Consider the following 21,699-nt stretch of genomic DNA (forward strand, 5'->3'; position numbering starts at 1 on the left):
CGTCGCTTTATGTGCATCCTTTGCCCGGCTGGGGCGTTGAGAAGGCGTGAACGGGCGATGCGCGCCCGGTGCCGCAATTCAGGACACTTCAGGAGACTGCAATGAAGACATCGCTGCGATCCCATGGTTTCGACAAACCATCGGACCTTGACGACCACTTGGCTGAACTTGATGAAGAAGCTGCGGAGAAAGAGGCAGAAAAGCCCACTGTCCGAGAGGCGCGTGCTTCCGCTACGGTGGACCAGTCGATACGCGCGGAACTGGACGAACTCCGCAAACAGTTGGAAAAGCTGCGCCGCGATGTGAAAAAGCTGGAATCCGCATCCCATCCGACCCGCCACAAACCCGCAGATCTCAGGCACGAGAAAGACCACGAGAATTCGCGCCTGATGATGGTTGTGCGCTCCGTTGCCGTTACCTCGCTTGCCAGCCGCATCTTCGCGTCCTCACCCGTCATGGCGGCTCTGGTGGCCGTGGTGCCTTTTGCGCTTGGACTTGCCGCACGGCGCAGGGAAGGGGCATAATTGCCCCAAGCCGCCCAACCGCCGCTCGCCCGGATCAGCCGCGCCTGAATCCGCCACCTGACTGATGTCGATCAGGTCTGGCGGATTGCCGATAGCGCGTTTCCAGCCACGATAAGGCCTTCACAGCGCACGTATTCCAGCCATCCACAGGCGCCGTGAAAAAACTGTCAAAAAACTTCGCTATGGCGCTTGCCATGTCCGAACAAGATGTTATAACCCCGCTCACTTTCGGGGCACCAAACAGCCCCGCCCGCCAAAAGCGGAGGTTCTTCAAGGACCTGAAGTGCCCGGATAGCTCAGTTGGTAGAGCAGCGGATTGAAAATCCGCGTGTCGGTGGTTCAAATCCGCCTCCGGGCACCATTCTTCTTAATTTCATTTTTTCCTGAATTGAATGCGTGTTGCCTCCCCCGCGCTGGCGAGATCAGATTGCTTCCGTTGTCATCAGTTTTTTAGCGCGGACGATGTAACTCGATGCGTTAAGTCTGCCTACTTGTCCAACAATCGGAAAGCCGCCCGCAGGTGGATCATCGGATAAGACCCGTCGCAGGAGAGTTTCCTTGACCTTCAGGAAGGTAATTCACGCAAAACTTATCTGAGTCGGCGGTGCTACAGATGCTCCCGGTTATCCGTATTCTGCTCCGCCCGGTCCCGATAAAGTGCGGCACGCCCCAGCAGCATTAGCGACACTGGCGTCGTCACCGTCACGAAGATGCCGATGAAGATCTCGTGGAAGGCGAAACGGTCGCCGGAGACGGAGAAATAGATGATGGAGGCCATGACGATGCCGCCGGTGCCCCAGCTGGTGCCGAGCGTAGGTGCGTGCAGGCGCTCGTAGAAGCTGTTGAGCTTGGCAAAGCCGATGGTGCCGATCAGCGTCAGCGAGGCGCCCAGAAGGACGAAGAACGCCACCAGAATGGCGGCCCAGAGCGGAAATTCTGCGGCATTGTTCATTCAATCACCTCGCCACGCATCATGAATTTGGAAAGGGCAACGGTGGAGACGAAGCCGAGGATCGCAATGAGCAGCGAGGCCTCGAAATAGATGTCGTTGCCGGTGCGCAGGCCGAAGGTCAAGAGAAGCAGCATGGCGTTGACATAGAGCGTGTCGACGCCGAGCACCCGGTCCTGGGCGCGCGGGCCGATGGCGATGCGGTAAACGGAAATCGTCATGGCAATGGCGAGCATCAGCTGCGCGAGCGAAAAGGACCAGAAAAGGATAATCGAACTCATTCGAATATCTCCATCAAAAGTTTTTCATATCGGTTCTTGATGAGGCTTATCCAGGCCGCCTCATCCTCATCGTCGAGAACATGAAGCAGAAGCGTGCCCTGGCTGGAATTATATTCGAGCCAGGCGCTTCCCGGTGTCGAGGTGAGGATTGTCGCCAGAACGGCCAATCCCATCGGATCGCGAATATCGAGCGGCACCGCGAGGAAACCGGATTTGCGGTCTCTCTCGCGCTGGAACAGAATGATCTTCACGACGGAAATATTGGACAGGACGATGTCGTAAAGCACGATCGCGATCAGCTTGACGAGCTTGTGCCAGTTGCGGATGCGCGGTTTTGCCGGCCGGAGCGACGCCATAGCCCAGGAGGCGATGAGGGCCACACCGGTGCCTAGCAGCAGATGTCCGGCTGAAAAGCTGTTGATCGTCATCCAGAAGATGATCAGCGAAACCGTCAGCAGCGGATAGGGCAGGACACGGCTTATCATGGCTGCGCCTCCGGATTGGTTCCCGCTCTTGGGGCGGAAATGACGCCCTGAATGTAGCTGGCCGGCAGATCGAGAATACGCGCCGTCTCCTGCATGTAGCGCATCACCGGCCCCGCCTGCACGGTCATGGCGAGTGTCAGTCCCAGCAGCAGCATGATGGGCGCTATTTCGATGACGAGAACACGCGGTACTGTGCCTTCGAGGGAGGCCCAGAAGGTGCGGATCCCCGCGCGGGTCATCGAGATCAGAGAGGCGAAACCTGCAAAGACAATCAGGAAGACCAGCCACCAGGAAAGGGTGGAGACGGTGTCATTGGCCCCCAGCCCTGAAGGGTTGAGAATGGCGGTCAGCATGGAGAATTTGGCGATGAAGCCCGAGAGCGGCGGCAGACCGGCGAGGAGAATGCCGCAGGCTGCAAAACACGCCCCGAGCACTGCCATGGTGCCGGGCATGGTTACGCCGACTTCTTCTTCCTCTTCCTCCTCTTCGCCCTCGCCATAGGCTTCCATGGTTACGGCAAGAACGTTCGCGCCGGCATCCTGCCCGCGTTCCACCAGTTCGATCAGCATGAAGAAAGCGCTGATGGTGAGTGTGGAACTGACGAGATAATAGAGCGCGCCGGCTGCAACCGTGGGATTGCCGGTGCCCATGGCGGCGAGAAGCGTTCCCGAGGACACCAGAACCGAAAACCCGGCCAGCCGCCCAAGCGCCTGTGAGGCAAGAACGCCGATGGCGCCGAAGATGATGGTGGCGATGCCGCCGACAAGCAGGGCATCATGGCCAAAACCGGCCGATTCCCCGGCCGTCTGCCCGAAAAGCAGGAAGGACAGGCGGGCAATGACGTAGATGCCGACCTTGCTCATGATAGCAAACAGCCCGCCGACAGGTGCTGAAGCCGAGCCATAGGCGGAAGGCAGCCAGAAATTCAGCGGCCACATGCCAGCCTTGACCAGAAACGCGATGCCGAGAACCGCAGCGCCGGTTTCAAGCAGCATGCGCTGGTCCGGGTTGAGGCCGTCGATGCGGTGGGCAAGGTCACCCATGTTCAGCGTGCCGGTGACGCCATAGATGAGGCTGACGCCAATCAGGAAGAACAATGCGGCGACGAGGTTGATGGCGATGTAATGCAGCCCGGCCTTGACGCGCTGCTGACCGGAGCCATGCAACAGCAAACCATAGGATGCCGCGAGCATAACCTCGAAGAAAACGAAGAGGTTGAAGAGGTCACCGGTCAGGAAAGCACCGTTGACGCCCATCAGCATCATCTGGAACAGCGAATGGAAATGCGCGCCTGCCTTATGCCATTTCGCCAGCGAATAGATCAGCGAGGGAATGGCAAGCAAGGCCGTCAAAAGCACCATCAGCCCGGAGAGGCGATCGGCAACGAGCACGATGCCGAAGGGCGCCGGCCAGTTGCCGAGCAGATAGACCCCGCTCGAAACCACCGCCGCAATCTCGGTATTGACCGTCGAGTTCACCTCGCGGAACAGCAGGATGGCGACAACAAGCAATATCGCGGTCGAGGCAAGGCTGATGGCGGCCTTCGCCACGCGCTGGCGCTCGTCGAAGAACAACAGGAGGGCTGCGGTGATCAGCGGCACCAGAATGGGCGCGATGACGATGTGGAAGGGGAACGACATCATTTCGATTCCCTCCCGTCCACATGGTCGGTGCCGGTAAGCCCTCGGGCGGCCAAAAGCACGACGAGGAACAGCGCAGTCGTCGCAAAGCCGATGACGATTGCCGTCAACACCAGCGCCTGCGGCACGGGGTCGGCAAGCGTGGAACTGTCGACGCCGTTCACCAGCACCGGCGGCGCATTGGTCTTGATGCCGCCGACGCCGAAGATGAACAGGTTGACGGCATAGGACAGCAGCGAAAGCCCGACGATGACCTGATAAGTGCGTGGGCGCAGGATCAGCCAGACGCCGGAGCCGGTCATGATGCCGATGCCGATTGAAAGAATGAGTTCCATTACACGTCCTCCGCTTTTGCGGCTTCAGGCGTGCGAACGCGGTAGTTACGCAACGATTGGTGTGCCAGTGCTATAAGAATAAGAACGGTGGAGCCGACGACCAGCGAGAAGACGCCGAGGTCGAACAGCAAGGCGGATGCTGTCGGCATTTTGCCGATATAGGGTATCTCCGTGTACTGGAAATAAGAGGTCAGGAACGGATAGCCGAAGTACCACGACCCCATGCCGGTTGCCGCCGCCATCAGAAGGCCGAAGCCCATCCAGCGCAGCGGCAGGATGCGGATGCGATCCTCCGCCCAGCGCGCGCCGCCGGCGAGATATTGCAGCAGGAACGCGATTGCCATGGTGATGCCGGCCGCAAAGCCGCCGCCGGGCAGATCGTGGCCGCGTATGAACAGGAAGATCGAAAAGGTGACGATAACCGGGAACATCCATTGCATGACGATGGACGGTACATAGAGATAGTCGCGCACCGTATCGCCCTTGCTGCGGTCGGGCCGCTCCGCATCGAAGGCGTTTTGCATCTGCTGCTGTTCCGGCACCCCGATGCTTTCATGCGCAGGGCGGAAACGGCGAAGCAGCGCAAAGACCGTCAGCGCCACGATCGCCAGCACCGCGATTTCGCCGAACGTGTCGAAGCCGCGGAAATCGACGAGGATGACGTTGACGACATTGGTGCCGCCGCCTTCCGAATAAGCGCGCTCAAGGAAATAGGTCGCTATGGCGTTCGGCACGGGCAGGGTCATGACCGCATAGGCGATGACGGACATTCCAATGCCGCTTGCTGCGGCCAGCAGGAAGTCACGGGCGCGGCGAAGCTGCGCCGGCAATTCATCGCTGCTGTCCACCTTCTCGAAGCGTTTCGGCAGCCATCTGAGACCGAGCAGGATCAGAACGGTGGTGACGATTTCGACCAGCAACTGGGTGATCGCGAGATCGGGTGCAGAAAGCCAGACGAATGTGAGGCAGGTGACAAGGCCGGAGACGCCGAGCATGATGAGTGCGGCGAGACGATGATATTTCGCCTGCCAGGCGGCACCCAGCGCGGCGATCATGCCGATCAGCCACAGAATGGCAAAGATCGGATCGAAGGACGTCACGCGCGGCAGCGACAATGAAAATTCCGAGAGGAAAAGCGGCGAGAAACCGGCAAGAATCGCCACGAGGATCAGAAGCCTCAGCTGCGGCTGCAGGCGCCGGGTGCCGAGCGTGCTTTCCAGCCACCGCGCCCACTTCCAGGACACGGTGACGAGAATGCGCTCGAAGATGCGCTGTCCCCGAAGATGCCGGAAGATCGGCGGGCCGTCGTCGCAGCGGGAGAAATAGCCGCCGAGCAGGGCATAGATGGCAACGCCGCCGCCGAGTGCTGCAATACTCATGATGAGCGGCAGGTTGAAACCGTGCCAAATCGACAGGCTGTAGACGGGCGTTTGCGGACCGAGAACGGAAAGCACAGCCGAATGCAGGAACGGGCCGATCGACAGGCTCGGAACGATGCCGACGATCAGGCAGGCGAAAACGAGGAACTCGATCGGGAAACGCATCCAGCGCGGCGGCTCATGCGGATTGGGGTTCGGCAGGTCAACCGGCTTGGGGCCGAAGAAGACCGTGTGGATGAAGCGTAGCGAGTAGGCGACGGCGAAGGCGCCTGACAACGTCGCGACGTATGGCAAAGCCCGGTCCAGCAGCGAGTCCGCGTGGGTTTCGACGGCCTCGGCAAAGAACATTTCCTTGGAGAGGAAGCCGTTGAACAGGGGCACGCCGGCCATTGCAGCGCTCGCCGCCATGGCGAGCGTCGCGGTTGCCGGCATATAGGTGTAAAGCCCGCTAAGTCGCCGCATGTCGCGCGTGCCGGTTTCATGGTCGATGATGCCGGCCGCCATGAACAGCGATGCCTTGAAGGTGGCGTGGTTGACCATGTGGAAGATCGCTGCAACCGCCGCAAGCGGGCTGCCCAGGCTCAAAAGCGTGGTAATGAGCCCCAGATGGCTGATGGTGGAATAGGCGAGCAAGCCTTTCAGGTCCTGCTGGAACATGGCGAAATAGGCGCCGAGCAGCAGGGTGATGACGCCTGCAGCACCCACCAGCCAGAACCATTCCGGCGTGCCTGCCAGCACCGGCCAGAACCGCGCCAGCAGGAAAACCCCGGCCTTCACCATGGTGGCCGAGTGCAGATAGGCGGAAACGGGCGTGGGCGCCGCCATGGCATTGGGCAGCCAGAAATGAAACGGAAACTGTGCGCTTTTCGTCAGCGCGCCGCCAAGGATGAGAATAAGTGCGGGCAGATAAAGGGAATGGGCGCGGATATCGGCACCGGCCGCGATGATCTTGTCCAGATCGTAGCTTCCCGCCATGTGGCCGAGGATCAGAAGCCCGGCGAGCAGGCTGAAGCCGCCGATGCCGGTCACGGTCAGCGCCATGCGGGCGCCATCGCGTGCGCCGGCGTTCTGGTGCCAGTAGCCGATCAGCAGGAACGAGAAGATGCTGGTCATTTCCCAGAAGATCGACAGCAAAATGACGTTGCCGGACAGCACTATGCCGAGCATCGAGCCCATGAAGGCGAGCAGAAAGGCGAAAAACCGTGGAATAGGGTCCTGGGCCGACATGTAATATCGGGCGTAGAGAACCACGAGCAGGCCGATGCCGGTAATGAGGATCGCGAAAATCCAGGCGAAGCCATCCAGCCGCAGGGTAAAATTAAGCCCCAGCTGCGGCAGCCATTCCACATCGTATTTCAGCACGCCACCGCCACTGACATTTGGATAAAGAAGGATGCTGCCGACCAGGCCGAAGAGGGCTACGGCGCTTGCTACGTAGGCCGCGCTTGCGGCCGCGCCTTCGCGCGGCATGAAGGCCGTTATGAGAGCGCCGACGAACGGCAATGCGATAATAAATGGTAGAACGGTTGCAAGTGTCATATGCGGCGGCGGTTTTCTCTCTGGAATTGGAGCCTACGGCGGGTTTCCGACGACTCCGATCCCTCAAGGTTCGCAAGGAACCGAATGATGAGGACCGCCGGAATGACTAAGAGATAATATGCGGAGGTGCTCTTGGAATCACGTTCGCAAAGTCTCGGAAAGTTTGTGGCGCGATGGCAACAGGCGTGACGGCCGGTTTGGCGTCAGCCACGATCCGCAGGATGGTCGAGGGAAAACCGACGGGGCGAAGCCCCGGAGCACCGTTGTGAGCCTTGCAGCCGTGATCGTCGCCGGTGGTGCAGTCCTTATCGCGAGGCGAGGGGGAGTGGCTTAGGTCAGCCGTCTGCAATCGTTCCAGACGGCTGGTCTTTGAGATTGCCTTGATGCCGGATGGCGCCTGAAAGCCGATGATGACGAGCAGGCTCGCAACCACAAGACCGATCAACACTTGCGGATGGCGCCTTGAACAGCGGCATTTCTCCATCCGTAACAAGTTGGCGTCTCCTTGATCGTAAAGGTCTCTCTAAAGCATCACCGCTGAGCGAATATCCCGTTGATTTGTTTTAGGGGAAGGCGGACACGCTTGTCCAGCGCACAGGCTGGAAAAACCGCCCGTCGCGTCCGATTCCTTTTCGTTTTTGCCCGTTTGCGGCAAAGTAGGGGCGACAATGGCTAAAAGCTTTTACAAATTTTACCGTTTGACGCCGGTGCTGATGTTTCTTAACTTTCAAGCAAGGAATTAACCATAAAGATTGATGGTATTTCCACGGCGGAATGGGGTTATCTCCCCTTCCAGGCATGACGCCGCACTGCCGTACCGGGCCCGATCCGGTATTTCGTTTCTTGGTTCAAGAAGGTCAGGCAAGCGTCGATGCCGCATCGTCCGCGATGGGTATGTTCGTTCAAAAATCCCCCGTAAGGGTGCTGGCGTTCTGAACCTTGCCATTTGGCCGGGTTTTACCGGCCGTCATATTATTGGGGTCGTCGGTTGGGGCAGGACTTGCCATCAGAACAAGCGCGGAGATCGGCAGGCGCAAGCCTGGCGGGGCGGTTGCGCTTTGCCGGCCTCGACGAGACGCAATCCGATTTCCTGCGCAATTATCGCAGCATGCTGGAGCCTTACGTTAAGGCCGGCCTGCGCGATGTGATGAACCGTTTCCAGTCCATGCCGGACTGTTCGCCGTCTTTCGAAAGCGAAAACCAGCTCGACCGCCTGCACGATTTGCAATCCTCGCACTGGAGCGTGCTGACCGATGCGCGTTTCGATGGGCTTTATGCCGAGCGGGTGAAAGTGCTTTCCGACAATGCCGGTCGCATGGGTCTCGATCCGCGCTGGCAGATCGCCAGCCATGCCGTCGTTCTGGAACATCTTCTGGGCGGTCTGGTGACTGAGCACGCGCCGCGCTCCATCCTGCCCGGCAACCGCAAAAAGAGCCGCGAACTGGCGGAAGCCGTCAAGAACGTCGTCCGTCTGGTGATGGTCGATACCGAGATTGCCGTATCGTTGCGCTTCAATGAATTGCGCCTGCGCCATGGCCGGGAACTGGCAGAACAGCGTGACAATGACCGCTCTGAAGCCGCAAGGTTGCTGGGCGAAGCGTTGACGGCATTTGCCGCAGGCGATTTGCAGGCCCGCATCGGCGGCGACGTGCCCGACGCCTACCGCGACGTTGCTGCCACTTTCAATGCGGCACTCGAGACGATTGGCGCGTCACTGACATCGGCGCAAAACAGCATCGGTGAAGCCGAGGCGCTGAGCGCGCGGTTTGCCGACATTGGCCGTTCCATGGCGGAGCGCTCCCGCCAGCAGGCCGCAGCCCTTGCCGAGACCTCCCGTGCGATCCAGACGATGATCGGGGATGTGGCCGAAAACGGCGCCCGCATTTCGGCGGCGGAGACGGCGGTTTCCCATGCCCGTGAGGCGGCGGTTGAAAGCGGCAAGGCAATCGGTGAGGCGATAAACGCCATGTCGGATATCGAGCAATCCGCCGAGCAGATCGGACGGATCATCGGCACGATTGACGAGATCGCTTTCCAGACGAACCTTCTCGCCCTCAACGCCGGCATCGAGGCAGCACGCGCCGGTGACAGCGGACGCGGTTTTGCCGTTGTCGCGCAGGAGGTCCGGGCATTGGCCCAGCGTTCCGCAGACGCTGCAAGAGAGATCAAAAGCCTCGTTGGCTCCACGAAAAAGCAGGTCGAAGGCGGCGTGCACATGGTCAACCGCACGCAGGAGGCAATCGGCGGTGTCGTCCGGCAGGTATCCGGCATCAACGACATGATCACCGAGGTCTCCCGGCACGCGGCAGAGCACGCCGGCGAATTGGAATCAGTCGCTGCCGACATCGGTGAACAGCAAAGACAGGCTGACCGGAACCTTGCCGATATGGGCAATGGCTCCTCGGAGGCCGATACGCTTCACACTGTCATTCTGGAACTCGGCCGCACCATTCGCGAATTCCGCATTGCCCGTCAGGGACAGGCGGCAGCTGTTGCCGCTACGGCTCGGCAGGACACATCATTTGTGGCCCGTGCGGATAACCGCACGGATTACGGCCAGGATTACCAACAATTCAGACGCCAAGGAGTCATGTAATGGCAGCCAGAAAAGCAGCTGAGGCGACGCTGAAACTGTCACCGGTGCTGGATCTCAACGAGGCATCGGCGCTGCACGGCAAGCTGATGACGCTGAGAGGAGCACCTTTGTCGGTGGATGCGTCCGAGGTGGAACGTATCGGTGCGCTTTGCGCCCAGGTCCTGATGGCCGGTGCGAAGTCCTGGGAAGAGGACGGCAAGCCGTTCGGTTTTGCCAGAGTGTCCGATGCATTCGACAAGACCATGAAACTGATAGGCGTCGAAATCGATCATTTGCTCCTGAAGGAGATCAAGAAGTGAAGAAAAAAGTTCTTACCGTGGATGATTCCAGAACGATCAGGAACATGCTCCTGGTCACGCTCAACAATGCCGGTTTCGAGACAATTCAGGCCGAAGACGGCATTGAGGGTCTCGAAGTGCTGGAGCAGAGCAACCCCGACGTCATCGTGACCGATATCAACATGCCCCGTCTTGACGGTTTCGGCTTCATCGAGGGTGTGCGTCGCAACGAGAAGTACCGGGCCATACCGATCCTCGTTCTGACGACCGAAAGCGACGCAGAGAAGAAGAACCGCGCCCGTCAGGCCGGTGCGACCGGCTGGATCGTCAAGCCGTTCGATCCTGCGAAGCTCATCGATGCCATTGAACGCGTAACTGCCTGATACGGGACATTTCACGATGGATATGAACGAAATCAAGGAAATCTTTTTCCAGGAATGCGAGGAACAACTCGCGGAACTGGAATCGGGGCTTCTTAAATTGAATGACGGTGACCGTGATCCGGAAACCGTCAACGCCGTTTTCCGTGCCGTTCATTCCATCAAGGGCGGGGCGGGTGCCTTCGGTCTGGATGATCTCGTGGCCTTCGCCCACGTTTTTGAAACGACCCTCGACTGCGTTCGCTCCAACAAGCTGGAACCGACACAGGACGTCTTGAAAGTCATGCTGCGTTCCGCCGACGTGCTGGCGGACCTGACCAATGCGGCAAGAGACGGCGGCAGCGTCGACGAAAGCCGCACCCGTGGCCTCGTCAAGGAACTGGAAGCCCTGGCCAACGGCGAAACCGTCCACGCATCCGCGCCGGTGGCAGCGCCGGTTGTCGCAAAGATGCCGGAACCCGTTGCGCCCAAGCCGACGGACGATAGCGGTTTCGAGCCGATCCCGTTCTCCTTCTCGGACTTTGCCGATGAAACGACGCCGTTGATGGAGACGCCGTCTTTCCAGATAACCTTTAAGCCGCACGCATCGCTTTATTCGAAAGGCAATGAAGCAGCCCTTCTCCTGCGCGATCTCTCGCGCATCGGTGAGATGAGCGTCAATTGCGACCTGTCGGAACTACCCCCGCTCGACAAGCTCGATCCAGAAGCGTCCTATTTCTCCTGGACGGTTTCGATCTCGACCGACAAGGGTGAAGAGGGTATCCGCAGCGTCTTCGAATTCGCCGAATGGGATTGCGATCTCGAAATCACCCCGATTCTTTCGGAAACCGCTGCGGATGCGGAAGAGCTGCCGATGATCCCGGTTCCGTTCGACCTGTCGGCTCTCGACGGTGATGCGGAAGGGGAACCGGCCGTTGTGACCGCCGGGGCCGAAGAGCCTTACGTTGCCGCAGTCGTCGAGGCTGCCGTCGCAACGACGCAGATCGCCCAGAGCGTCAACGCCGCCATCGAAAAGCGTGAGGCTGCGGCAGCGCCGGCCGCAGCGCAGGCGAATGCCCATGCCGCGGCCAATGCAAGCGCCGGCCAGACCATCCGTGTCGATCTCGACCGTGTTGACCGCCTGATCAACCTCGTCGGCGAGCTTGTCATCAATCAGGCGATGCTGTCGCAGAGCGTCATCGAAAACGATGCGAGCGGCACGTCTGCCGTCAACATGGGTCTCGACGAACTCCAGCAATTGACGCGCGAAATCCAGGACAGCGTCATGGCGATCCGTGCGCAGCCGGTGAAGCCTGTCTTCCAGCGCATGTCGCGTATCGTTCGCGAAGTTGCCGACATGATCGGCAAGCAGATCCGCCTCGTTACCGAAGGCGAGAACACGGAAGTCGACAAGACGGTCATCGACAAGCTGGCCGAACCCCTGACGCACATGATCCGCAATGCGGTGGACCACGGCATCGAAACGCCGGAAAAACGCGAAGCCGCTGGCAAGAACCCGGAAGGCACCATCAAGCTTTCGGCCAAGCACCGGTCGGGCCGCATCCTGATCGAGCTTCAGGACGACGGCGCGGGCATCAACCGCGAGCGCGTTCGCCAGAAGGCGATCGACAACGATCTCATTGCCGCCGATGCGAACCTCACGGATGAGGAGATCGACAATCTGATCTTCGCGCCGGGCTTCTCTACCGCAGACAAGATTTCCGACATTTCCGGCCGTGGTGTCGGCATGGATGTGGTCAAGCGTTCCATTCAGGCGCTCGGCGGCCGCATCAACATCTCCTCGCGCCCCGGTCTTGGCTCGACTTTCACCATGAGCCTGCCGCTGACGCTTGCCGTTCTCGACGGCATGGTGGTAACCGTGGCCGGCCAGACGCTTGTCGTTCCGTTAACGGCAATCGTGGAAACCCTGCAGCCGGAAGCGAAGAACATTCACTCCTTCGGCGCCAACCAGCGGCTGATTTCCATCCGCAACTCTTTCTGCCCGCTGGTCGACGTGGGACGCGTTCTGAACTTCCGTCCGACCCAGGCCGATCCTGTGGAAGGCGTGGCGCTTCTGGTGGAATCGGAAGGCGGCGGCCAGCGCGCCCTGATGGTCGATGCGATCCAGGGACAGCGCCAGGTCGTCATCAAGTCTTTGGAAGCCAACTATACCCATGTTCCAGGCATTGCCGCCGCCACCATTCTGGGGGACGGACGCGTTGCGCTCATTCTGGATGTCGACGCCATCGTCAGCGCTTCGCGCGGGCAGCCACTGAAACAGGAAATGTCACTCGCGGCGACGGGTTGAAGGCGGATATCCAATGGCAGCACTTAATCTCAGCGATCAGCGACAGTCTCCCGATGACGTTCTTGCCAGCGGCGAATATCCGCTGACGAGACGCGATTTGTCGGAGATCGCTGCGATGATCTACGCGGATGCGGGCATCTATCTCAACGACACCAAGGCGTCGCTGGTCTATTCGCGCTTGTCCAAGCATATCCGCAATCTCGGACTGGCCGGGTTTCGGGATTATTGCGCACTGGTGTCATCGCCCGATGGAGCGGCTGCACGCCGCGAAATGCTGTCGCACCTGACGACGAATTTCACGCGCTTCTTCCGCGAGAACCACCATTTCGAACACCTGCGCGACGAGGTCCTGCCGGGCCTCATTGCAAGGGCAAAGACTGGCGGGCGCGTCCGCATCTGGTCGGCCGCCTGTTCAGACGGGCAGGAGCCCTATTCGATTGCGCTCACCGTGCTCGCCATGTTTCCCAATGCGGCGGACTACGATTTCAAGATTCTGGCGACCGACATCGATCCGAAGATCCTGGCGCAGGCCCGTGCAGGCGTTTACGATGACAACGCTCTCGAAACCGTGTCTCCCGCGATGCGCAAGCAATGGTTCACGGAAGTTGATGCCGGCGGTCGCCGCAAGTTCCGCATCGATGACAAGGTCAAGCGCCTCATCACCTTCAATGAACTGAACCTGATGACGCAATGGCCCTTCAAGGGCAACTTCGACGTCATCTTCTGCCGCAACGTCGTCATCTATTTCGACGAGCCGACCCAGATGCGTATCTGGACGCGTTTTGCAGGCCTGCTGCCGGAAGGCGGTCATCTTTACATCGGCCATTCCGAAAGAGTGTCCGGCGACGCCAAGAACCTGTTCGACAATACCGGCATCACCACCTACCGCTACATTGGTCACACGTCCGGGAGGAAGGCATGAGCGCACTCGCACGGGTCCTCGTCGTCGATGATTCCCCCACCATGCGTGGCCTGATTTCCGCCGTCCTCAAGGCCGATCCGGAGGTTGAGGTGGTTGGGCAGGCCGGCAATGCCATGGAAGCGCGCGCCGCCATCAAGCAGCTCAATCCCGATGTCGTGACGCTCGACATCGAGATGCCGGAAATGAACGGCCTCGAGTTTCTCGAAAAGATCATGCGACTGCGGCCGATGCCGGTCATCATGGTCTCGTCCCTGACGCACCGCGGCGCGGATGCCTCGCTCGCCGCGCTTGAAATCGGTGCTTTCGACTGTGTCGGCAAGCCGGCTCCAGGCGATGCGCGCCCCTTCGGCGACTTGGCCGACAAGGTGAAGGCCGCCGCACGGTCGCAACACGCAGCTTACCGCGCGGCGCGCCCGGAACCCGTTGTCGCAGCCCAGCCGACCCCGGTCAGCGATTATCGTGCCGGCCGCAAAGTCGTCGCCATCGGCTCCTCCACCGGCGGTGTCGAGGCACTGATTGCCGTGCTCCAGAAGTTTCCGGCCAATTGTCCGCCGACGGTTATCACCCAGCACATGCCGCCGACTTTCACCAAGAGTTTCGCGGAACGGCTGAACCGCATCTGCGCACCCGTCGTGGAAGAGGCGACGGATGGGGCGCGCCTGCAGACCGGCAAGATCTACCTTGCGCCGGGCGGTGAACGCCATTTGCAGATTTCCAATCGTAACGCGCCCTGCTGCCGGCTTATCGAGCGCGATCCCGTCAACGGCCATCGCCCTTCAGTTGATGTGCTGTTCGATTCGGTCGCCGAGCTTGCCGGACGCAACGCCGTCGGCGTCATTCTCACCGGCATGGGCCGCGATGGCGCGGCCGGGCTGCTGAAAATGCGGCATGCCGGTGCGCGCACCGTCGGCCAGAACGAAAAAACATGTGTCGTTTACGGCATGCCCAGAGTGGCCTTTGAACTTGGCGCCGTTGAACTGCAATTGCCGCTGGCCTCAATCGGCGAAGAAATCCTGAAACTAACCACTGCCCGCAAAGAAGGTGCTGACTAATGTCTCTCGCAGAAAAGATCAAAGTTCTGATCGTCGACGATCAGGTGACCAGCCGGCTGCTGCTCAGCGATGCGCTGACACAGCTCGGCTTCAAGCAGATCACTGCCGCTGGCGACGGCGAGCAGGGATTGAAGATCATGGAGCAGCAGCCCCATCATCTCGTTATCTCCGACTTCAACATGCCCAAGATGGACGGCCTCGGTTTTCTGCACGCCGTGCGGGCCAACCCGACCCTCAAAAAGGCGGCCTTCATCATCCTCACCGCACAGGGCGACCGTGCGCTGGTGCAGAAGGCAGCGCAGCTCGGCGCAAACAACGTGCTGGCCAAGCCCTTCACCATCGACAAGATGCGCGCAGCCATCGAAGCGGTTTTCGGATCGCTGAAATGATTGAAGCTGCGGCCAAGCGCGTACATATCATTCAGGGCGAGTACAAGGTTGTCAGCGATCCCGACGTGGTCATGACGACGATACTCGGTTCGTGCGTGGCCGCCTGTCTGAGAGACCCCGTTGCCGGCATTGGAGGAATGAACCACTTCCTGCTGCCGGGAACGGGCAACGTGACCGGTGGGGATGCGACGCGTTATGGCGTGCATCTCATGGAACTGCTGATCAACGGTCTTCTAAAGAAGGGCGCACGCCGCGACCGGCTGGAGGCGAAGGTTTTCGGCGGCGCAAAAACGATTGCCAGCTTCTCCAATGTCGGTGAGCAGAACGCCATCTTTGCCATGCAGTTTCTGAAGGATGAAGGCATACCGGTCATCAGCTCCTCCACGGGCGGGGATCATGGCCGCAAGATCGAGTTCTGGCCGGTTTCGGGCCGTGCACGACAGCATCCGCTGAGCGGCGCGGAAACCCAGAAGACGGTCGCCATGGAAACGCGTCCGGTGCCGGCCCCCAAGCCCGTCGCCAACGACATCGAATTTTTCTAGTCACGGAGTTTCCAATGCAGATTGCAAACAACACCGGCACCACTCCGTTCGAAGAAGCCTTGCCCGACGTTCTGATGCGCGTGGTATCGGAACTGCACGATGTCGCCTATCTGATCGAGCGCATCGAGCCGCAACTGCTGGAAGCGACAAGCGGCGAATTGTCCAGCGATGGCGTCAAGCTCTTGCAGGGCATCGACCTTGCCGTCCAGAAAACCCGCGGCCTTGCCGAGTTCATCGATACCGTCACCGGCTCTATTCCCGGTGATTGGATCGTGGATGTCTCGACCGCGCTCAGCCTCGTCAAGCTGGCAGAAATGCAAAAGGCGCTGGGCGCAGCCATCCGCCACGGCCATTCGCAGCCGCTGGACAAGGTCGCCGGCGACTTCGATCTGTTCTAGACAGCATTCATCTGGCGGTTCCCTTCCTTTCGCGGATTGCGGATAAAGGCAACGCTCGCGCAAGCTTCGCACCCTATTGTCATTACGGGGCCAAAAGGTCTCGGACTCTATGAATGACGGTGCGGAACAGAATGAATCTGTTAAATCAAATCCCTCAGGTCTTGAAGAATTTCGCGGCGCTGGGTCAGACACGGTTGTTGATGCTGGGCGGCGTGGGCATTTTGTCCATGGCCATTATCCTTGCAGCAGCACTTTACGTGAACCGTCCCGCTTACGAGACCCTTTATGTGGGACTTGAAAAAAGCGACCTCAACAAGATCAGCATTGCACTCGCCGAAGCGGGGCTGGACTTTCAGGTTGGAACGGATGGCGCCAGCCTCCATGTTCCGGTCGGCCTCACCAGCAAGGCAAGGCTGCTTCTGGCCGAGCGCGGCCTGCCTGACAGTGCCAATGCCGGTTATGAGCTTTTCGACAATGTCGGTTCTCTCGGCCTGACTTCCTTCATGCAGGAAGTGACCCGGGTTCGCGCGCTTGAGGGTGAGATCAGCCGCTCCATTCAGCAGATCGACGGAATTGCGGCCGCACGCGTCCATATCGTCATGCCGGATGTCGGTAATTTCCGCCGCGGTGAGCAGAAGCCCACCGCATCGGTCATGATTCGAGCCAATGCCACCGCCGGGCGCAAGGCGTCCGCTTCCATCCGTCATCTCGTCGCATCGGCCGTTCCCGGCCTTGAAGTCGATGACGTGACGCTGCTCGATTCCACCGGCCAGCTTCTCGCTTCCGGTGACGACGTCACCAACGCCGCCATGAACCGCTCGCTGACGCTGGCGCAGAACGTTCAGCAGGAAATCACCACCAATATCGACAAGGCGCTGGCGCCTTTCCTCGGCATGGACAATTTCCGCTCCAGCGTGACGGCGCAGCTCAATACCGACAGCCGGCAGATTCAAGAAACCGTCTACGATCCGGAATCGCGCGTCGAGCGCTCCGTCCGCACCGTTAAGGAAGACCAGAAGTCCCAGGAAACGCAGCCCGATACGGCCGCGACCGTGGAACAGAACGTACCGCAGGCAGCGCCCCAGGGCGGCGCAGGTGGCCCGCAGTCTTCCGACCAGTCTGCCAAGAAGGAAGAGCAGACCAACTACGAAATCAATTCCAAAACGGTCGCCACCGTCAAGAATGGCTATACCGTCGAGAAGATTTCGGTCGCCGTGGTCGTAAACAAGGGTCGCATCGCCAAGATGGTCGGCGAACCCGTCGACCAGGCCAAGATCGACGCCTATCTTGCCGAAATGCAGAAGATCGTCACCTCGGCTGCGGGAGTTTCCTCCGATCGCGGCGATATCGTCACGCTGACGGCGATGGACTTCCTCGAAACGCAGCTGCTCGACGAAGCCGCAAGCGGGCCGGGCATCATGGAAGTGCTCAGCCGCAATTCGGCAGGCATCATCAACTCGCTCGCCTTCGTCGCTGTTGCTTTCCTCGTCGTCTGGCTCGGTGTACGCCCTCTGGTTCGTACGGTCACCGGCAACGGCGCGGCAGCAGGCCAGATCAGCCAGGAGACCGCAGGCCTCGAACTGCCGGATTTCTCTCCCGGCATGGATGCGGGTGCTGGTGGTCTCATGGAAGGGTTTGGGGCGGATTTCGGCTTCGACAGCACCGACGATCTTCTGGCGGGCGGCGACAGCGAAGGCACCTTCAACCGCCGGGTTCGCGAAGGACCCGAGCGCAGGCTCTCCCGCATGGTGGAAATCAGCGAAGAACGCGCAGCCAAGATACTTCGCAAATGGGCAGTGGAAAAAGCTGCATGATTTTGAAAAAGGCCGGGGTTATCCCGGCCTTTTGCGCATTTCCGGGTTCTTTGGTATCTTGGCGCCGCGCGCCGTCGCATTCCCGCTTTGGGACACTGTTTACAAAAAATTCAGCAACGATACAGTTTGCTGGGAATAGGCTGAGAATGCCGTTTATGGATTGGTCAGCTTTTCAGTATGTTTTTTAGGAATAGACGAACAAGGAAATACGTGGAAAGGCTGGTGTCAGGTAATGGCAAATCCCAGTCCGTTCCATAAAATGAAGTGATTCGGTCTCCGGGGGCTCACCATCCCATTTTGGTAAGCTTCTCGAATGGAATGATTCCATCCCGAGGTATAATCTCCCCGTTGGGAGCAAGAGGGCGTAGGCGATTGAAAGTCGATGTTGATATCCGCAGGCTGTCTGCCAAGCCTATGGAGGGCATGGGTAAGCCCTTGCCACGCGACCAGCTTGCCAAGAACGTCGCAGCCTCGGCCGCTGCCGGCAACGTTTCAGGCGCGCTGGATCTGCTCGTAACCTACGCCGGCGCCTCGCATTATCTGCTGGCGCGGGAGGATCTTCTCGAAGAAACCGGACTGAAATTCATCATCACATCCGACTGGCCTTTCGATCTGGTGCGCAGGCTTGGTGCCGAACTCGCCAACAGCCAGAACAGATCAAGCGAAATGGAAAAGTGCCTTTCGCTTCTGCAGCCGCGATTGCTTGTTCTTCCGGACGACGTTTCTGTCCCTTTCGGCATCGACCGGCAATATTCGGCGCTTTCCTTCTGTGTGGGCCGCATTCGTCTTTCGCTTCTGCTGCTGTTTCCAGAACACTCGGTTCCTTCGCCGGACCGTCTGCGCGAAATCGCGCTTCTGACCGGCTATTGCGTCAGCTTCGGCATTGCCAGCGAAGCAAAGGCCGTGCGTGACATCGACCTCACAGAACGTGAGCTTGAGTGCCTGTTCTGGATCGCGGAAGGCAAGACAAGTGACGAAATTGCGATGATACTTGGCATTTCGCGCAATACGATCAATAATTACATTACAAGCGTGATGCGGAAAACCGCGACGAAAACCCGCTCGGAGGCAATCGCCTACGCCGTGCGCAACAACCTCGTATAGATGGTCGGGACCCATGGTACAGACGAAAGATAATGAGGGTACGAGTCAAAGCAGCGGTATGTTTTACCGCAGCCCTGTTGTGACAAGCCGGTCGGATCTGTTTCCGAAGCTGGTCGCCATGCAGAAACTGGTCGGCGCACGTAATTTCGTGGTGACGAAGGCTGCCGCCTCCGGCTTCCCCAACAAGAAGAAGCTCACCTGCGAGCTGGAGAACTGGGGCATGAATGCCGCCGAACAGAGCGCGCAGTTCATCCGCGCGGTCGGCGATATTCTTTTGGATCATATCGAGACATCGCTGCTGCCGGTCATCTGGCGTAACAAGAACGCCGGCGGTTTTGCCGATCTTCCTGACGTGCCGGCTTTGATGCGCCGGATCGAGAACGATACATTGCCCTATGCGGGACTGGCTTTGCCGGTGCGGCTCGGCACGATCGGCAACGGCTACATCGTTTTCTGTGGCAGCAACCTCGTTCTCGACAACGAGGCCGTCATCGAACAGCACATCAAATGCTGCGAGATCATGGTCGATATGCTGGCGCTGGATGAGCGCAAGGTGGCACCGTCTGAAGCGTTGAGCGAAAGGGAAATCGCCTGTCTGCAACTGGCGGGTGATGGCCGTATCAGCGAAGAAATCGCGGTGAAGCTCGGGCTTTCGGTACACACCGTCAACGCCTATCTGGGTTCAGCGACGATCAAGCTCGATTCCGTCAACCGTATCCAGGCGATCGCAAAGGCCATCCGGCTCGGCTATATCCATTGATTGAGGGGGCGGGCTTTCCCGTCCCTATAAGCCGGCAGGCGCCGGCGCGGCTTGTGTAATCCACTCTAAAAGCTGCTATCGGTACTTCGCGTTTTTTTAACAGTTGCCAACTAGAACTTTTATAAGTTTGGTTTTGGGGAACTGTTTCATGCACAACCGGCTCTTTAAGTCCGTTGCGGGTAAGGTCGTCGTGCTGACGATCGGCCTGATTGCGCTCAGCGTCGCGGCAGTTGGTTTTTCGACATACATTCGCCTGAAGGACAATATCATCACCACTGCGCTGCGTGACACGCACAGCGCGATGCGCGGCATGGCGATCCTTTACGAGATGAAGGTCGGCGGCGTGGCCCTCGAAATGGTGGATGGAGAGCTCAAGAGTATCGGCCGCGCCAGCATCGGGACACTGCGCGACAATGATCTCGTCGACCGCACGGCTGCCGGTAATGGCGGCATCGCGACGGTTTTTGAAGCCAAGGCCGGCGATTATATTCGCATGACCACCAATCTGAAGAACGAAAAGGGCGAGAGAGCAGCGGGCACGAAGCTCGCCACCGACCATCCCGCTTTCGAAAAGGTTTCCAATGGTGAGGGTTATTTCGGCGCCGCCACGCTTTTCGGCACCAATTACATGACCGGATACATGCCGGTTCTCAACAAGTCCGGAGCGACCGTCGGTATTCTTTTCGTGGGCGTTCCCATGGCCGTCTACGAAGCCCAGATTTTCGGCCTGCGCGACCTGATGCTGATCTGTGGCGCAGTTGCCATGGTCGGCGTGGGATTGCTCGCCTATTTCGTCATCCGGCGCACCCTGCAGCCTCTAGGCAAGCTTACCGATGCGGTGAAGTCTCTTTCGGACGGCAATCTCGATACGCCGATCCCCTATGCCACCAATACCAATGAATTCGGCAACATCGCCCGCGCTCTCGTGATATTCCGCGAGAATGCGCTTGAGAAACTCGCGATCGAGGGCAAAAGCGCCGAGGAACGGTTCGTGGCGGAATCGGAGCGTCACCGCAACGATGCCGAGAAGCAGGAGCTGGACGGCCAGATCGAATTCGCAGTCAGCGAGATCGCGTCCGGCCTCGGCAGGCTTTCGCGCGGTGATCTGAGCCGGACGATCGAGACACCCTTTAACGGCCGTCTGGATCGTCTGCGCACGGACTTCAACGAATCCCTTCTCAACCTGCGCGATGCGCTGGGGCAAATCCGCGAGCGCACCCTGGTCATCCAGCATAGCGGTTTTGAAATCGAGCAATCGTCGGTCGATCTGTCGAAGCGCACGGAGAATCAGGCAGCCTCGCTGGAAGAGACGGCAGCCGCTGTCGAGGAAATCACCGCAACGGTCAGATCGTCGGCCGAGCGGGCGCGCGAAGCCAACGAGGCCGTCCGCATCACCAAACAGAGCGCCGACAGTTCCGGTTCGGTCGTCAGCAATGCCGTGGACGCCATGGGCCGTATCGAAGACGCCTCGCGCAAGATCGAGCAGATCATCGAGGTCATCGATGACATCGCGTTCCAGACCAACCTTCTCGCCCTCAATGCCGGCATCGAGGCTGCGCGTGCGGGCGAGGCGGGCAAAGGTTTTGCGGTCGTGGCGCAGGAAGTGCGTGAACTTGCACAACGCTCCGCAGACGCGGCCCGTGAAATCAAGCAGCTCATCAACCAGTCAACGCATGAGGTGAGCTCCGGATCGAAGCTGGTGCAGGAAGCGGGCACGGTTCTTTCAGCCATCAGCCATCAGATTGTCGCCGTCAGCCAGCATGTCGAAACCATCGCGACGGCGACGCAGGATCAGTCCTCCGCGCTCCACAACGTCAACGGGTCCGTCAACCAGATGGATCAGATGACCCAGCAGAACGCGGCTCTTGCCCAACAGTCGAGCGCAGCCAGCCGGGTGCTGTCGGGCGAAGTGGAAGCGTTGCTCGATCTGGTTCAGCGTTTTCAGATGGAGCAGGGCTCAGCGACTGGCCAGGATCGACTGAGCCGCGCAGCCTGACAGTAGAATTTTTGAAAGTCGAAGAGCTCCCGGATCGCAAGGTCCGGGA

General features: G+C 59.5%; 21 protein-coding genes and 1 tRNA gene. 15 read left to right on the top strand and 7 right to left on the bottom strand.

Annotation, left to right across the window (positions count from 1 at the left end; translation table 11 throughout):
- Positions 1-101: 101 nt before the first annotated feature.
- Together AC1DCP_RS01920 and AC1DCP_RS01925 are read left to right on the top strand one after the other, a co-directional pair.
- On the top strand, positions 102-524 hold the full coding sequence (locus tag AC1DCP_RS01920; protein ID WP_065688354.1) for a hypothetical protein: 423 nt from the start codon (positions 102-104) through the stop codon (positions 522-524).
- 285 nt (positions 525-809) lie between these two features.
- A tRNA-Phe gene (locus AC1DCP_RS01925) sits at positions 810-885 on the top strand.
- A 246-nt stretch (positions 886-1,131) separates the two neighbouring features.
- Here AC1DCP_RS01925 and mnhG read toward each other — a convergent pair.
- The 7 genes from mnhG to AC1DCP_RS01960 all read right to left on the bottom strand — a co-directional run bounded on the left by mnhG (position 1,132) and on the right by AC1DCP_RS01960 (position 7,616).
- A complete protein-coding gene (gene mnhG / locus AC1DCP_RS01930; protein ID WP_003514988.1) occupies positions 1,132-1,476 on the bottom strand; it encodes a monovalent cation/H(+) antiporter subunit G in 345 nt (114 codons plus the stop codon).
- Positions 1,473-1,754, bottom strand: coding sequence for a K+/H+ antiporter subunit F (locus AC1DCP_RS01935; protein ID WP_003514989.1), 282 nt, complete (start codon positions 1,752-1,754; stop codon positions 1,473-1,475). The genes mnhG and AC1DCP_RS01935 overlap by 4 nt, the downstream gene beginning before the upstream one ends.
- Positions 1,751-2,239 carry a Na+/H+ antiporter subunit E gene (locus AC1DCP_RS01940; RefSeq protein ID WP_003514990.1) on the bottom strand — a complete coding sequence of 163 codons (489 nt, stop codon included), beginning with the start codon at positions 2,237-2,239 and terminating at the stop codon, positions 1,751-1,753. Before AC1DCP_RS01940 ends, AC1DCP_RS01935 begins: the two co-directional genes overlap by 4 nt.
- Complete coding sequence (locus AC1DCP_RS01945; protein ID WP_013635446.1) at positions 2,236-3,882, bottom strand: monovalent cation/H+ antiporter subunit D; 1,647 nt, start codon at positions 3,880-3,882, stop codon at positions 2,236-2,238. Before AC1DCP_RS01945 ends, AC1DCP_RS01940 begins: the two co-directional genes overlap by 4 nt.
- Complete coding sequence (locus tag AC1DCP_RS01950) at positions 3,879-4,214, bottom strand: Na+/H+ antiporter subunit C (RefSeq protein ID WP_003514993.1); 336 nt, start codon at positions 4,212-4,214, stop codon at positions 3,879-3,881. The genes AC1DCP_RS01945 and AC1DCP_RS01950 overlap by 4 nt, the downstream gene beginning before the upstream one ends.
- Positions 4,214-7,132 carry a monovalent cation/H+ antiporter subunit A gene (locus AC1DCP_RS01955; protein WP_065658358.1) on the bottom strand — a complete coding sequence of 973 codons (2,919 nt, stop codon included), beginning with the start codon at positions 7,130-7,132 and terminating at the stop codon, positions 4,214-4,216. Before AC1DCP_RS01955 ends, AC1DCP_RS01950 begins: the two co-directional genes overlap by 1 nt.
- A 106-nt stretch (positions 7,133-7,238) precedes the next feature.
- Positions 7,239-7,616, bottom strand: coding sequence for a hypothetical protein (locus tag AC1DCP_RS01960; protein ID WP_026330635.1), 378 nt, complete (start codon positions 7,614-7,616; stop codon positions 7,239-7,241).
- A gap of 504 nt (positions 7,617-8,120) precedes the next feature.
- Between AC1DCP_RS01960 and AC1DCP_RS01965 the strand changes: the two genes are divergently transcribed.
- The 13 genes from AC1DCP_RS01965 (at position 8,121) to AC1DCP_RS02025 (ending at position 21,650) form a co-directional block, all read left to right on the top strand.
- Positions 8,121-9,728 (top strand): globin-coupled sensor protein, encoded by a 1,608-nt coding sequence (locus AC1DCP_RS01965; protein WP_081308557.1) that lies wholly within the window; start codon positions 8,121-8,123, stop codon positions 9,726-9,728.
- Positions 9,728-10,027: an STAS domain-containing protein gene (locus AC1DCP_RS01970; RefSeq protein ID WP_013635450.1), complete on the top strand. Its 300-nt coding sequence runs from the start codon at positions 9,728-9,730 to the stop codon at positions 10,025-10,027. The genes AC1DCP_RS01965 and AC1DCP_RS01970 overlap by 1 nt, the downstream gene beginning before the upstream one ends.
- Entirely contained in the window at positions 10,024-10,389 is a 366-nt protein-coding gene (gene cheY1 / locus AC1DCP_RS01975) for a chemotaxis response regulator CheY1 (RefSeq protein WP_003493773.1), read from the top strand. The genes AC1DCP_RS01970 and cheY1 overlap by 4 nt, the downstream gene beginning before the upstream one ends.
- Before the next feature lie 16 nt (positions 10,390-10,405).
- Complete coding sequence (locus tag AC1DCP_RS01980) at positions 10,406-12,673, top strand: chemotaxis protein CheA (protein ID WP_065688352.1); 2,268 nt, start codon at positions 10,406-10,408, stop codon at positions 12,671-12,673.
- 13 nt (positions 12,674-12,686) lie between these two features.
- Positions 12,687-13,595 (top strand): protein-glutamate O-methyltransferase CheR, encoded by a 909-nt coding sequence (cheR, locus tag AC1DCP_RS01985; protein WP_065688351.1) that lies wholly within the window; start codon positions 12,687-12,689, stop codon positions 13,593-13,595.
- Complete coding sequence (gene cheB, locus AC1DCP_RS01990) at positions 13,592-14,647, top strand: protein-glutamate O-methylesterase CheB (RefSeq protein ID WP_013635453.1); 1,056 nt, start codon at positions 13,592-13,594, stop codon at positions 14,645-14,647. Before cheR ends, cheB begins: the two co-directional genes overlap by 4 nt.
- A complete protein-coding gene (gene cheY2, locus AC1DCP_RS01995; protein WP_003515008.1) occupies positions 14,647-15,036 on the top strand; it encodes a chemotaxis response regulator CheY2 in 390 nt (129 codons plus the stop codon). The genes cheB and cheY2 overlap by 1 nt, the downstream gene beginning before the upstream one ends.
- On the top strand, positions 15,033-15,578 hold the full coding sequence (gene cheD, locus AC1DCP_RS02000) for a chemoreceptor glutamine deamidase CheD (RefSeq protein ID WP_003515010.1): 546 nt from the start codon (positions 15,033-15,035) through the stop codon (positions 15,576-15,578). The genes cheY2 and cheD overlap by 4 nt, the downstream gene beginning before the upstream one ends.
- Before the next feature lie 14 nt (positions 15,579-15,592).
- Positions 15,593-15,976 carry a chemotaxis protein CheT gene (gene cheT, locus AC1DCP_RS02005; RefSeq protein WP_003515012.1) on the top strand — a complete coding sequence of 128 codons (384 nt, stop codon included), beginning with the start codon at positions 15,593-15,595 and terminating at the stop codon, positions 15,974-15,976.
- A gap of 131 nt (positions 15,977-16,107) precedes the next feature.
- Complete coding sequence (fliF, locus tag AC1DCP_RS02010) at positions 16,108-17,790, top strand: flagellar basal-body MS-ring/collar protein FliF (RefSeq protein ID WP_065688350.1); 1,683 nt, start codon at positions 16,108-16,110, stop codon at positions 17,788-17,790.
- Between the two features lie 372 nt (positions 17,791-18,162).
- Positions 18,163-18,894 carry a transcriptional regulator VisN gene (gene visN, locus AC1DCP_RS02015; RefSeq protein ID WP_003515014.1) on the top strand — a complete coding sequence of 244 codons (732 nt, stop codon included), beginning with the start codon at positions 18,163-18,165 and terminating at the stop codon, positions 18,892-18,894.
- 58 nt (positions 18,895-18,952) lie between these two features.
- Entirely contained in the window at positions 18,953-19,654 is a 702-nt protein-coding gene (visR, locus tag AC1DCP_RS02020) for a transcriptional regulator VisR (protein WP_162696116.1), read from the top strand.
- Between the two features lie 148 nt (positions 19,655-19,802).
- On the top strand, positions 19,803-21,650 hold the full coding sequence (locus tag AC1DCP_RS02025) for a methyl-accepting chemotaxis protein (protein ID WP_112153170.1): 1,848 nt from the start codon (positions 19,803-19,805) through the stop codon (positions 21,648-21,650).
- The last annotated feature ends 49 nt before the right edge of the window (positions 21,651-21,699 follow it).

It is taken from the genome of Agrobacterium sp. 10T429, assembly GCF_056393925.1.